The following is a 12,626-nucleotide window of genomic DNA, read 5'->3' as shown; positions in this document are numbered from 1 at the left end:
CGGCCGCACGGCGGCTCGGACCGCGGCTCGGACCGCGGCTCGGACCGCGGCTCGGACCGCGGCTCGGACCGCGGCTCGGACCGCGGCTCGGACCGCGGCTCGGACGGCGGCTCGGACGGCGACGGCGAACGGCCCGGCGACAGTTCGGTCGCCGGGCCGTTCGCCGTTCGCCTCCCCTCCTCGGTCCCCCTGCTTCCCCCGGGAGCAGGGCGCGGGGCGTCAGCCGACCGTGACCACGGACCCGTTCAGCGCGGCGTCCAGATCCGCCCACAGGTCCTCGACGTCCTCCAGGCCCACCGACATCCGCAGCAGCCGGTCACCGACCCCGGCTCCCCTGCGGTCCTCCGCGCCCACGATCCGGTGGCTGATGGACGCCGGGTGCTGGATGAGGGTGTCGACGCTGCCGAGGCTCACGGCCGGGGTGACCAGGCGCACGCCGGCGATCACCTCGTGCGGGTCACCGTGCACCTCGAAGGCGACCATCGCGCCGCCGATCCGCGGGTAGTGCACGCGCGCCACGCGCGGGTCGGCGGCCAGGCGACGGGCCAGTTCGGCGGCCGTCGCGGAGGCGGCCCGCACCCGGACCGGCAGTGTCGACAGACCCCTCAGCAGCAGGTAGCCGGCCAGCGGGTGCAGCACCCCGCCGGTGGCGAAACGCACCTGTCGCAGCAGTCCGGCGAACTCCTCGTCGCAGGCCACCACGCCCGCCAGGACGTCCCCGTGGCCGCCCAGGTACTTCGTCGCGCTGTGCAGCACCAGCCGCGCCCCCTGCTCGGCGGGGCGTTGCAGCACCGGCGTGGCGAAGGTGTTGTCGACGAGCAGCGGCACCGAACCGCAGGAGTGCGCGACCGCCCGCAGATCCACCTCGGCGAGGGTCGGGTTGGCGGGCGACTCGACCATGACCAGGCCCGTGTCCGGGCGCAGCGCGTCCGTGATCCCGGCCGGGTCGGTCCAGGTCACCTCCGTGCCGAGCAGCCCGGCGGTCAGCAGGTGATCGCTGCACCCGTACAGCGGACGGACCGCGACCACGTGCCGCAGGCCCAGGGAGGCGCGGGCCAGCAGCACCGCGCTCAGCGCGGCCATGCCGCTGGCGAAGGCGACCGCGCTGCCGGTGCCCTCCAGCCGGGCCAGCGCGGTCTCGAAGCGGGCGACGGTCGGGTTGCCGAGCCGGCCGTAGACCGGTGGGCCCTCCGGTTCGGCGCCGGTCGCCGCGAACGCGTCGATGCGGGCGGCCTCGGCACGGCTGTCGTAGGAGGGGTAGGTGGTGGACAGGTCGATGGGCGGGGCGTGCAGGCCCTGACGGGCCAGGTCGTCCCGCCCGGCGTGCACGGCCTCGGTGGCCAGTGCGCGGGGCGCTCCGGACGTGCGTACGTCGTCGTACGCGTGCGTGCCCGCGGGGTCCGGGTACGCGCGTGTGCTCGCTGCGGCTGAGTCCATGGACGGCAGGGTGAACAACGGACGGCCCCTCCGGGGTAGAAGCCGTGCTACGTTCGGCCGATGGCCGAATCCGTCGTACTCGACCCGGTGGACCTCCAGCTGCTGCGGCTGCTCCAGAACGACGCCCGGACGACCTACCGCGACCTCGCCGCGCAGGTCGGGCTCGCGCCGTCGACCTGCCTGGACCGGGTGACGCGGCTGCGCCGCTCCGGCGTGATCCTCGGCGACCGGCTGCGGCTCGATCCGGCCAAGCTGGGACGCGGACTGCAGGCGCTGCTGTCCGTGCAGGTGCGGCCGCACCGGCGGGAACTGGTGGGGCCGTTCGTGGAGCGCATCCGGGGGCTGCCGGAGGCGCTGACCGTCTTCCACCTCACCGGTCCCGACGACTACCTGGTGCACGTGGCCGTCGCGGACATGGCGGACCTCCAGCGGCTGGTCCTCGACGAGTTCACGGCACGCCGGGAGGTGGCCCGGGTGGAGACCCGGCTGATCTTCCAGCAGTGGGACTGCGGGCCGCTGCTGCCGGCGACGGCTTCGGGCCGAACGCCGTGACGTGCGGCACCGTCGCGTACGAGGATGGTGTCCATGTCACAGACCAACAGTCCGCTGCCCCGTGCGGTCGCCGACGCCTACGTCGACGCCCTCATCGCCCTCGACCCGGTGACCGGAACCTTCCTCGGTGTGCGGGAGAGTTCGAGCCGTCTGCCCGACTTCTCGCCGGCGGGGCAGGAGGCACGCGCACGACTCGCGCGCGACACGCTGGCCGAGCTCGACGAAGCGGAACGCGCGCCCGGCGCGGACAGTGACGTCGAGCGCCGGTGCGCACGCCTGCTGCGCGAGCGGCTGACCGCCCAGCTCGCCGTCCACGAGGCCGAGGAGGGCCTGCGCGAGGTCAGCAACCTGTCCTCGCCGGCGCACCAGGTGCGCGAGGTGTTCACCGTGACGCCCGCGGAGACCGAGGCGGACTGGGCTGCGATCGCCGAGCGGCTGCGCGCGGTGCCCGCCGCGCTGGCGGGCTACCGGGAGTCCCTGGCGCTCGGCCTGGAGCGCAAGCTGTACGGGGCTCCCCGGCCGGCGGTCACCTTCACGGAGCAGCTCGCGGAGTGGACGGACACCGACGGCTCGGGCCGCGGCTGGTTCGAGGACTTCGTCTCCGCCGGCCCCGAGGCGCTGCGCGCCGAACTGGAGCAGGCGGCCCGCACCGCGAACGCCGCCCTGGGCGAACTGCGGGACTGGATGCGGGACGTGTACGTGCCGGCCGTGCAGGGCGCCCCGGACACCGTCGGTCGGGAGCGGTACGCCCGCTGGGCGCGCTACTACAACGGCACCGACCTCGACCTCGACGAGGCGTACGCCTACGGCTGGGCCGAGTACCACCGGCTCCTCGCCGAGATGCGGCAGGAGGCGGAGAAGGTCCTGCCGGGCGCCGCGACGCCGTGGACGGCGCTCGCGCACCTCGACGAGCACGGCCGGCACATCGAGGGCGTCGACGAGGTCCGCGACTGGCTCCAGGGACTCATGGACCAGGCCGTCGACGCGCTGGACGGCACCCACTTCGAACTCGCCGCACCGGTGCGCAGGGTCGAGTCGCGCGTCGCGCCGCCCGGCGGCGCCGCGGCCCCCTACTACACGCCGCCGTCCGAGGACTTCTCCCGGCCCGGCCGCACCTGGCTGCCGACCATGGGCCTGACCCGCTTCCCGGTCTACGACCTGGTCTCCACCTGGTACCACGAGGGGGTCCCCGGCCATCACCTCCAGCTGGCCCAGTGGACCTACGTGGCCAAGGACCTCTCCCGCTACCAGGCCACCGTGGGCATGGTCAGCGCCAACGCCGAGGGCTGGGCGCTGTACGCGGAGCGGCTGATGGACGAACTGGGCTTCCTCACGGACGCCGAGCAGCGCCTCGGCTACCTGGACGCGCAGATGCTGCGCGCCGTGCGCGTCATCATCGACATCGGCATGCACGCGGAGCTGGAGATCCCGGCCGGCTCCCCCTTCCGGCCGGGCGAGCGCTGGACGCCGGAGCTGGCCGAGGAGTTCTTCGACGCGCACAGCAGCCGCCCCGGGGACTACGTGGCGAGCGAGCTGACCCGCTACCTGAGCATCCCCGGCCAGGCGATCGGCTACAAGCTCGGCGAACGCGCCTGGCTGCTGGGCCGGGAACGGGCCCGGGCCCGTCGCGGCGACGCCTTCGACCTCAAGTCGTGGCACATGGCGGCCCTCTCACAGGGCTCCCTGGGTCTGGACGACCTGGTGGAGGAGCTGGCACGGCTCTGACACCGGCAGGCCCCACCCAGCCCGCCGCCCCGCTCCGGCCGGCTGCCGCACCCTCGGCCGTACGCCGAGCAACTCTGCGGGCGCAGGCCCGACCGGGGACGCGGACAGCGGCGGGCGGCACGGGCGGCGGCTGCTCGCCGCCCGTCCCCCGGCAGCGGGCGGGTGCACGGCCGGTCGCCGCACCCTCGGCCCCGTGCGGCCCCGCCGGCGGCGGCGCGCGCCACGCCGGCCGACCGTCCCACGGGGGCGGCGGCCGCAAGGACGTGCGGCGGGCTGGCCCGGCGCGGGCGGTCATCCCGGCGACGGGCAGGGGCACCGGCGGGCCGGCCCGGGGACGGGCCGGCGGAGCGGGCCCCGCACCCACGGTGGCCGGTCGCACCCGCGAGCGGTCGGCGGGTCGGCGGGACGCAGGGGCGGACCGCCCGGCCGGTCCGTGCCGCGGCCCTCGTTCAGCAGCCGCAGTCCGCCGCCACCACCGGGGAAGTGAGCGGATCGGCGCCGCGCCGCTCGGGACCCTGCCGGGTCTCGAACGCGAAGCCCTCGCGCACCCAGTACTCGAAGCCGCCCAGCATCTCCTTGACCCGGTAGCCGAGTTCGGCGAGGGCGAGGGCGGCCCGGGTGGCCCCGTTGCAGCCGGGGCCCCAGCAGTACGTCACCACCGGCACGTCCTTGTCGAGGAGCTGCCCGGCCCGCTCGGCGATGAGCGCGGTCGGCAGGTGGACTGCGCCGGGGATGTGGCCCTGGTCCCAGGACTCGGTGGAGCGGGAGTCCAGGACGACGAAGCCGGGGCCGCCGCCGGCCTCCAGCGCGGCGGCCACGTCGGAGACGTCGGCGTGGAAGACGAGGGAGGCCCGGAAGTGGGCGGCGGCGTCGGCCGGGGCGGCGGGGGCGAACCGCAGGACGCGGTCGGCGGCGGGCGAGGGGGCGGCGGCCACGGCGGTGGCGGTCACGACGGCGGGGGTGGCCACGGCGGCGGCGGGCGCAACGGCGGGGGTGGCGGTCATCTGTGGGCCTCTCGGTGTGGTGGGGATGACCGGAAATCTACGGCCGCCGGCCGTCCCGTTGAAGGGCCGTTCCCCGGCGTGGATCTTGCCGGACCGGGGATTCCCCTGGTATTCCTCGGCAATGACCGTGTATTCCCCGGACGCCACCGACTGGCGCATTCTCGAGGTCCTCCAGCGGGAGGGCCGGGCCAGTTTCGCCGACCTGGCGCGGGCCGTGTCGATGTCCGCGAGCGCGGTCACCGAGCGGGTGCGGCGGCTGGAGGAGGCGGGCGTCATCCAGGGGTACGCGGCGGTCGTGGATCCCGAGCGGCTGGGGCTGTCGATCCTGGCGTTCGTGCGGCTGCGCTACCCCAACGGCAACTACAAGCCCTTCCACGACCTCGTGGCCGTCACGCCCGAGATCCTGGAGGCGCATCACGTCACGGGCGACGACTGCTTCGTCATCAAGGTCGCCGCCCGCTCCATGCGGCACCTGGAGGAGCTGACGGGGAAGATCGGCGGCCTGGGGTCGGTCACGACCAGTGTCGTCTACTCCTCGCCGCTGCCCCGGCGCCCGCTCGGTCACTGACCACGCTGCCGCACCACCGATCCGGACCGTCCCTTCACGATCTCCAGCTGGGCGTGGACGCGCCGCCGCAGGTCGGCGACGTGGCTCACGATGCCTACGCTGCGGTCGCGTTCGCGCAGGGAGTCGAGGACGTCGAGGACCTCGTCCAGCGTCTGGTCGTCGAGGCTGCCGAACCCCTCGTCGATGAAGAGGGTGTCCAGCCGGACCCCGCCCGCCTCGTCGGTGACGACGTCCGCGAGGCCGAGGGCGAGGGCGAGGGAGGCGAAGAAGGTCTCGCCGCCGGACAGCGTGGCCGTGTCCCGTTCGCGTCCGGTCCAGGCGTCGACGACGTGCAGGCCGAGCCCGCTGCGGCCGCGCCCGGCCCGGTCGTCGGAGTGCACGAGGGTGTACCGCCCGGACGACATGCGCTGGAGGCGGACGGTCGCGGCGGCGGCCACCTGTTCCAGACGGGCGGCCAGGACGTACGCCTCCAGGCGCATCTTGCGCTCGTTGTCCGCCGAGGTGCCCGCGGTGAGGCTGGCCAGGCGGGCCACCCGCTCGTACTCCTCGCGCAGCGGTGCGAGCCGCCGTACGGCGTCGGCCGCGTGCGCGGAGAGCCGGTCGAGTTCGGCGCAGCGGCGGGCGGCCGCGTCCTGGGCGGAGGCGGCCCGGCGCAGCCGTTCGGCGGCCCGGCCGGCCTCGTGCTCGGCTGCGGCGAGGTCGACGGGGGGCCGGTGGCCGGCGGCCACGGTGCCGGGCTCGGCGAGGACGGCCCGTACGGCGGCCTCCTCGGACTGCCAGGCGTCCAGGCGGTGTTGCAGGTCGCGGTGGTCCGCCTCGTCGAGGAGGGCGTCGGCGGCGGCCTGCGGGGTGTCGAAGCCGGCCCGGAAGGCGGCCTCGTCGAGGCGGCCGTCGGCGGCCTTGAGGCGGCCGGCGCTCTCCTCGGCGGCGCGGGCCGCGTCGGCCGCGTCGGCGAGCCGCGCGGCCTGCCGCTCCAACTTCTCCGCCCGTGCGGACACACTCGGTGAGCTGCCCCGCGCCTCGGCCAGCTCCTCCTCCAGAGCGAGGCGTTCGCGCTCCAGCCGCTCGCGGTGGCCCACCCGGGAGGCGGCCCTGACGGCGGCCTCCCGCTGGGCGGCCGTGCGGCGCTCGTGTTCCTGCTCGGCCCGGCGCAGCTCCTCGCGCGCGGAGTGCAGCGCGGAGGCGTCCCGGCGGGCCTGATCGTGGACGCGTTCCAACTCGTCGCTCTCCGCGGCGAGTTGTCCGGTGGGGGTGTCTCCGGCCTCGGCGCGGGCGGCGGCGAGGTCCTCCCGGAGGCGTCCGAGGTCGCGCTCGGCGTCCGTGCGCTCCTGTTCGGCGCGCTGGTAGGCGGCGAGGGCCTCCTCCTCCGCCTCCCGGCCGACGTGTCCGGCAACCTTGCGGGCGGGAGCGGGGTGGTCGGTGCCGCCGCAGACCGCGCAGGGTTCGCCCGCGCGCAGGGTGGCGGCCAGTTCGGCGGCGATGCCGCTGAGCCGCTGTTCCTTGAGGTCGAGCCAGTGGGTGCGGGCCGCCAGTGCCCGCTCACCGGCGGCGAGCGCCTCCCGCCGGGCGTCGTCGGTGTCACAGGCTAGCCGGTCGCGCAGCCGGGCGGCGGCCAGCCGGCGGCGGGCGGGCTCGCGCTGCCCGGCGAGCTGTTCGGCGCGGGTGGCGGCCTCCTGGGCGGACTCGACCCGCTCCTGGAGCGCCGCGCGGGTGGCGTCCCAGTCGGCGAGCCAGCCCTCGGTCTCGGCGAGCACGTCCTCGTCGGCGCGCTCCTGGCGGTCCAGGTCGGTGCGCTCCGCGAGGAGTGCGGCCAGCCGTCGTTCGCCGCGGCGGGCCGACTCCAGCCCACCCAGCTCCTCCGCGGCGCGGCGGGCGGCGGAGGCGAGTCCGGCCGCGCCGGCGTCGGCGAACCGCTCCGGCAGCAGCGCGCGTGCGCGTGCCTCGGCGGCGGCGGCCCCGCGGTGCTCGGCGTCGGCGGCCTCCCGCAGTTCCAGAGCCGGCGCCACCGCCTCGGCCTTGCGCGCCCGTTCCTGCCGCGCCCGCGCCTCACGGTGGGCTCCGGCCCGCTCCTCCAGCAGCCGGGCCCGCTCCCGCGCTTCGGCGAACCGCCGCTGCGACCGGTCGAGTTCGCGCGCGTCGGCCAGCGCGCGCTCGGCGGCCGCCTGCACGGAGCCTGCGGCCAGACGGCCGCACTCGGCGATCGTCAGCCGCTCCCGGGCGGTGCAGCGGGCCATGGCGGCGGCGGTCAGCACGGCCTCGGCCAGGCCCGGCTCGCCCGGTGCCATTTCGGGCAGGTCCATGGCGTCGCCGGCGGCCTGCTGCATGCGGTGCGCGTCGGCCAGGAGCGCCGCGTCGCCCTCCCGCACGCGCGCCTCGGCCGTACGCCGGCGCTCGGCGAGCCGTTTCTCGACGTCGGCGAAGCGCCGGGTGTCGAAGAGGCGGCCGAGCAGCCGGCCGCGGGCCTCGGCGTCGGCGCGCAGGAACCGTGCGAAGTCGCCCTGGGGCAGCAGCACGACCTGGCAGAACTGCTCGCGGCTCATGCCGAGCAGTTGGGTGATCTCCTCGCCGACCTCCTGGTGGGAGCGGCTGAGGTCCTTCCAGGTCCCGGCGACGGCGTCGTGCTCGCGCAGCCAGGTCTGGGCCTTCTCGACGGTGGTGCCGGTGCCGCGCTTCTTGGGGCGCTCCCAGGGCGGCTGCCGGGTGACCTCCAACCGCCTTCCGGCGACGGTGAGTTCGAGGGTGACCTCGGTGCGGGTGCCGGGGGCGGCGTGGTCGCTGCGCAGCGACAGGCCCTGACCGCTCTGCCGGGCGCCGGGGACGGAGCCGTACAGCGCGTAGCACACGGCGTCCAGGACGGAGGTCTTGCCCGCGCCCGTCGGCCCGTGGAGCAGGAAGAGCCCGGCGGCGGACAGCTCGTCGAAGTCGACGCTCTGCCTGCCGCCGAAGGGCCCGAAGGCGGTCAGGTCGAGGCGGTGCAGCCTCACCGGGTCACCTCCCGCGCGCTGTCGTCCGCGCGCACCGCGTCGAAGGCGTCCCGCAGCACGCCTTGTTCGTGCGTGTCGGGGCCCGCGCCGCGCACGTGCGCCACGAAGTCCTCGGCGATCTCCTGGTCGCTGCGGTCCGCGAGGCGCCGGGCGTAGGACACGTCGGGGTCGTCCGGGGCGCGCTCGGGGGCGAAGACGAGGCTGAGGGTGTGCGGGAAGCGGTCGGTGAGCCGGGCCATGGGGTCGGCCGGGCGCACGGCGTCGGTGAGGGTCGCCTCGACCCACGCCTCCTCGTGCCGGTCGAGCAGGGGGTCGGCGAGCAGTTCCTCCAGCGTGCCGCGCAGCCGGGCCAGTCGACGGGGGACGGGGCAGTCGATCCGCTCGGCGGTGACCTCTCCGCCGGCGTCGAGGTCGACGAGCCACATGGTCTTGCGGTGGTCGGCCTCCGAGAAGGAGTACGGCAGCGGGGAGCCGGAGTAGCGCACGCGCTCGGTGAGGGTCTGGCAGCCGTGCAGGTGCCCGAGCGCCGCGTAGTCGACGCCGTCGAAGACACCGGCCGGCACGGAGGCGACCCCGCCGACGGTGATGTCGCGCTCGCTCTCGCTGGGCCGGCCGCCCGTGACGAAGGCGTGCGCGAGGACGACCGAGCGGGTTCCCGGCGGGCGGCCCGCGAGGTCGGCCCGGACCCGGTCCATGGCGGCGGCGAGCACCGTCTCGTGCGCGGCCTTCTCCACGCCGAACTCGTCCTTGACCAGGGCGGGTTCGAGATAGGGGAGGCCGTAGAGGGCGACGTCGCCGTGGGCGTCGCCCAGGATCACCGGCGTGCCGGCCGCGGCCGGGTCGGTCAGCAGGTGGACGCCCGCGCGCCGGATCAGTCCGGCGCCCACGCCGAGCCGCCGGGCGGAGTCGTGGTTGCCGGAGATCATCACCGTGGGCACGCCCAGACCGGCGAGGCGGTGCAGGGCGTCGTCGAACAGCTCGACGGCGGCGAGCGGTGGTACCGCGCGGTCGTACACGTCCCCCGACACGAGCACGGCGTCCACCTCGCGCTCCCGCACGGTGTCGACGAGGTGGCCGATGAATCCGGCCTGGGCGCCGAGCATGTTCACCCGGTGGAATGCCCGGCCGAGGTGCCAGTCGGAAGTGTGCAGGAGCCTCATGGTTCCCGAGCGTATCGGGAGGCCACGGCAGCAGGGGCGGCCGCTCCGCCAAGTTCGGCCCTTGGTGCCCGCTTTGGATGGAATGTCAGATATCGCCGTGCCGCGGGATCCCGGTGTGACGTCGTGCCGTCCTGAGCCGGCGCCGTCCCCGGCCACCGCCCCTCACGCGTCGCCGTACGCCTCGCCGCCCGTCTCGAACCCCGCCGTCCCCGCCGTCGCGTCGGCGAGCCAGGCGCGGAAGGCGTCGACGTCGGCCTCGGGGAGGCCGATCTCGATGGTGACCGCCTCGCCGTAGCGCACGTCGCGGACCTCGCGGCCGGTGGCGCGCAGGTCGTTCTGCACCTTGCCGGCCCGCTGGTGGTCGACGGTCACCGTGGCCAGCCGGAAGCGGCGGCGGGTGAGGGTGCCCAGGGTGTCCAGTGCCTCGCCCACGGCACCGCCGTAGGCGCGGATGAGCCCGCCTGCGCCGAGCTTGACCCCGCCGTAGTAGCGGGTGACGACGGCGACGACGTAGCGCATGTCGCGGCGCAGCAGCATCTGGAGCATCGGGACGCCCGCGGTGCCGCCGGGTTCGCCGTCGTCGCTGGCCTTCTGGACGGAGGCGTCGGCGCCGATGACGTAGGCCCAGCAGTTGTGGGTGGCGTCGGCGTGCTCCTTGCGGACGGCCGCGACGAAGGCCTGCGCCTCCTCCTCGGTGGCGGCCGGGGCGAGCGCGCACAGGAAGCGGGAGCGGTTGATCTCGGTCTCGTGCACGCCCGGGCGGGCGACGGTGCGGTACTCGTCCTGCATCGGGCCAGCCTATGCCGTCACCGGTGTCCCCTCAGCCGCCGTCCTCGCGCCCCCGCGGCACGGCCGTCCAGGTCAGCGGGGCCGCGCCCGGCCGCAGGTCGCTCCAGGCCGGGCCGTGCCAGGTCAGGACCGCGACGGCGGAGGTGGGGAACTTCGCCCGGATCCCGTCCGTCGCACCGCCGGGGGCGTCCGCGGCCAGGTCGAGGACGAGTTCCTGCAGACCGGGGTTGTGGCCGACCAGCAGCAGGGTGCCGACCCCGGCGGGTGTCGCGCGGACCACGGCCAGCAGCTCGGCCGCGTCGGCGGCGTACAGACGCGGTTCGTACCGTACGGGCGGCGCGGTGTCCCACCGGGCCGAGGCCAGTTCCCAGGTCCGGCGGGCGCGTACGGCGGTGGAGCACAGGGCGAGATCGGGCAGGTGGCCGGTCCCGGCCAGCGCGCGGCCGACCGCCGGGGCGTCGCGCAGGCCGCGCGGGGCGAGCGGCCGCTCGTGGTCGGGCACGCCCTGGGGCCGGGCCGACTTGGCGTGCCGCAGGACGACCAGCCGGCGCGGCGGTCCGGCCTCGGTGCCGGCGCTCACGCCGGGGTTCCGACGTCGCGGGTGAGTTCGAGGCCGAGGAGGCGGTCGGCGTAGGCGTACGTCTCGAAGCGGGCGCCGTCCGGGAGCCGGGGCCCGGCCTCCTCCACCGAGCGCAGCACGCGCAGCACGGCGGGCAGGTCCAGGTCGTCCTCCCAGGCGGCCCGCAGCCGCAGGCGCAGGTCCTCGGGGACCGGCCGGGAAGGGCTCCGCGCCCAGCCGGCGACGGCCCGGCGCCAACGGGTCAGGGTGGTGCCGGCCTCGCGCAGCGCGGCCTCGTCGAGGGCGGCGGGGGCGCGGTGGTGAGGGGAGAGGAGGGCGAGGCGCAGGGCGGCGGGCTCGGGCGCCGCGCCGGCCGGGGTGTCCGGTCGCACGGCCGCGACCGGCACCCACACGCCCTCCCCCGCCGCGGCGTCGGCCTCCGCCGCCACGTGCACGGTCTGGGCCTCGCCGAATCCCGCGGAGACGTCCCTGCCGTCCTCGAAGGGGCGGACGCCGAGCCGGGTGGCGGCCGCCCGCAGTTCCGCCTGCTCGCGTTCGCCGGTCAGGACGGGCAGGACCGACGTACCGCCGAGTTCCAGCACCCGCACGACGAGGTCGGCGACGAGGAGGACGCGGAGCGTGCCGCCGCCGCACCCCGAGGCGTGGGCCTCGACACGGGTGAGGCCGCGGCGGACGGGGGCGGCGACGACGGGCTCGCCGGTTCGGGGGTCGATGATGCGCAGCACGCGCCCGAGCGTAGGCGGACGAGGGGCCGCCCGCAGTCCCGGGTGCGGAATCGGTGGCGGCCGTCCGATGTTGAGCGGATGGGCGCCGTTCGGCGTCCCGCGATGTCCGTCCGTCAGAGGAGGCCGCCGTGCACGGCGACGAGGCAACCGTCCGCAGGATCCTGACCGAGCTGGGCGACACCTGGGCGGTGGTGGGGCTGTCCACGAACCCGCGCCGGGCGGCGTACGGGGTCGCGGAGGTGCTCCGGCGCCACGGCAAGCGGGTCGTCCCCGTCCACCCGAAGGCGGAGACCGTGCACGGGGAGCGGGGGTACGCCTCCCTCGCGGACATCCCCTTCGACGTGGACGTGGTGGACGTGTTCGTCAACAGCGACCTCGCCGGGGCCGTCGCGGACGAGGCGGTCGCCAAGGGCGCGAAGGCGGTGTGGTTCCAGCTCGGCGTCGTCGACGAGGCGGCCCGTGCGCGCACCCGGGCCGCCGGCCTGGAGATGGTGATGGACCGCTGCCCGGCGATCGAGATCCCCCGGCTGGGCTGATCAGAGCGCGACGCCCAGCCCGTCCAGCACCACCGCGCCGGGCAGTTCGGCGAGCGCCGTGCCGGGCACCAGCAGCTTGCCGCGCCGTCGCCCGCTGCCGACGAGGACGTACGGCAGGTCGACGACGGCCGGGTCCACCAGCAGCGGCCAGGCGGCGGGGAGCCCCACGGGGGTGATGCCGCCGTACTCCATGCCGGTCTCCCCCACCGCCGTGTCCGTCGCGGCGAAGGACGCCTTGCGGGCGCCGAGCCGGCGGCGCACCACGCCGTTGACGTCGACGCGGGTGGTGGAGAGCACGACGCACGCGGCCAGGGTGGTCTCGGTGCCGCGCTTGCCGGCCACCACCACGCAGTTCGCCGACCGCTCCAGCAGTTCCCGTCCGTAGTGCTCGACGAAGACGGCCGTGTCGGCCCACCGCGGGTCGGTGTCGACGTAGACGATCCGGTCGGCGGGGACGGTGCCGCTCCAGTGGCGTACCGCCTCGGCGACCGGGCCGACCAGGTCGTCGAGGCGGTCGGGGGCGGAGGCGGCGTCGTCGAAGTGTCCGAGGGGTGCGTCCATGGCCG

The 12,626-nt window shown here is 76.0% G+C and carries 12 protein-coding genes; 4 read left to right on the top strand and 8 right to left on the bottom strand.

What is annotated here, in order from left to right; translation table 11 throughout:
* Window positions 1-219: 219 nt before the first annotated feature.
* Window positions 220-1,437 carry a trans-sulfuration enzyme family protein gene (locus tag ACZ5FU_RS28725; protein WP_451779522.1) on the bottom strand — a complete coding sequence of 406 codons (1,218 nt, stop codon included), beginning with the start codon at window positions 1,435-1,437 and terminating at the stop codon, window positions 220-222.
* 60 nt (window positions 1,438-1,497) lie between these two features.
* Between ACZ5FU_RS28725 and ACZ5FU_RS28720 the strand changes: the two genes are divergently transcribed.
* Together ACZ5FU_RS28720 and ACZ5FU_RS28715 are read left to right on the top strand one after the other, a co-directional pair.
* On the top strand, window positions 1,498-1,989 hold the full coding sequence (locus tag ACZ5FU_RS28720; RefSeq protein WP_451530297.1) for an Lrp/AsnC family transcriptional regulator: 492 nt from the start codon (window positions 1,498-1,500) through the stop codon (window positions 1,987-1,989).
* 33 nt (window positions 1,990-2,022) lie between these two features.
* On the top strand, window positions 2,023-3,714 hold the full coding sequence (locus tag ACZ5FU_RS28715) for a DUF885 domain-containing protein (protein ID WP_451530298.1): 1,692 nt from the start codon (window positions 2,023-2,025) through the stop codon (window positions 3,712-3,714).
* A 449-nt stretch (window positions 3,715-4,163) separates the two neighbouring features.
* Here ACZ5FU_RS28715 and ACZ5FU_RS28710 read toward each other — a convergent pair whose 3' ends face one another.
* Window positions 4,164-4,718: a rhodanese-like domain-containing protein gene (locus ACZ5FU_RS28710; protein WP_469047350.1), complete on the bottom strand. Its 555-nt coding sequence runs from the start codon at window positions 4,716-4,718 to the stop codon at window positions 4,164-4,166.
* Between the two features lie 121 nt (window positions 4,719-4,839).
* Here ACZ5FU_RS28710 and ACZ5FU_RS28705 point away from each other — a divergent pair, with 121 nt between their 5' ends.
* The gene (locus tag ACZ5FU_RS28705) at window positions 4,840-5,286 is read left to right on the top strand and encodes an Lrp/AsnC family transcriptional regulator (RefSeq protein ID WP_451530300.1); all 447 of its coding nucleotides are present in this window, start codon (window positions 4,840-4,842) and stop codon (window positions 5,284-5,286) included.
* On the opposite strand, the gene ACZ5FU_RS28700 is transcribed toward ACZ5FU_RS28705, so the two are convergent.
* The 5 genes from ACZ5FU_RS28700 to ACZ5FU_RS28680 form a co-directional block, all read right to left on the bottom strand.
* Window positions 5,280-8,270 (bottom strand): AAA family ATPase, encoded by a 2,991-nt coding sequence (locus ACZ5FU_RS28700; protein ID WP_451530301.1) that lies wholly within the window; start codon window positions 8,268-8,270, stop codon window positions 5,280-5,282. The two genes, ACZ5FU_RS28705 and ACZ5FU_RS28700, sit on opposite strands and share 7 nt — an antisense overlap.
* Window positions 8,267-9,430, bottom strand: coding sequence for an exonuclease SbcCD subunit D (locus tag ACZ5FU_RS28695; protein WP_468838953.1), 1,164 nt, complete (start codon window positions 9,428-9,430; stop codon window positions 8,267-8,269). Before ACZ5FU_RS28695 ends, ACZ5FU_RS28700 begins: the two co-directional genes overlap by 4 nt.
* A gap of 162 nt (window positions 9,431-9,592) precedes the next feature.
* Window positions 9,593-10,219 carry a YigZ family protein gene (locus ACZ5FU_RS28690; protein ID WP_451779539.1) on the bottom strand — a complete coding sequence of 209 codons (627 nt, stop codon included), beginning with the start codon at window positions 10,217-10,219 and terminating at the stop codon, window positions 9,593-9,595.
* A 31-nt stretch (window positions 10,220-10,250) separates the two neighbouring features.
* Window positions 10,251-10,799, bottom strand: a complete 549-nt coding sequence (locus tag ACZ5FU_RS28685) for a SixA phosphatase family protein (protein WP_469047348.1) — start codon at window positions 10,797-10,799, stop codon at window positions 10,251-10,253.
* Window positions 10,796-11,524 carry a hypothetical protein gene (locus tag ACZ5FU_RS28680; protein ID WP_469047346.1) on the bottom strand — a complete coding sequence of 243 codons (729 nt, stop codon included), beginning with the start codon at window positions 11,522-11,524 and terminating at the stop codon, window positions 10,796-10,798. Before ACZ5FU_RS28680 ends, ACZ5FU_RS28685 begins: the two co-directional genes overlap by 4 nt.
* A 128-nt stretch (window positions 11,525-11,652) precedes the next feature.
* On the opposite strand from ACZ5FU_RS28680, the gene ACZ5FU_RS28675 reads away from it, so the two are divergent.
* On the top strand, window positions 11,653-12,060 hold the full coding sequence (locus tag ACZ5FU_RS28675) for a CoA-binding protein (protein ID WP_451779542.1): 408 nt from the start codon (window positions 11,653-11,655) through the stop codon (window positions 12,058-12,060).
* Here the strand turns inward: ACZ5FU_RS28675 and ACZ5FU_RS28670 are convergent, their stop codons facing one another.
* Entirely contained in the window at window positions 12,061-12,621 is a 561-nt protein-coding gene (locus tag ACZ5FU_RS28670) for a YbaK/EbsC family protein (RefSeq protein WP_469047344.1), read from the bottom strand.
* Window positions 12,622-12,626 lie beyond the last annotated feature (5 nt).

The sequence above is a fragment of the Streptomyces sp. NPDC031554 genome (assembly GCF_055580685.1).
The sequence above is the reverse complement of the archived record's forward strand: the minus strand, read 5'-3'. Positions and strand labels throughout refer to the sequence as shown.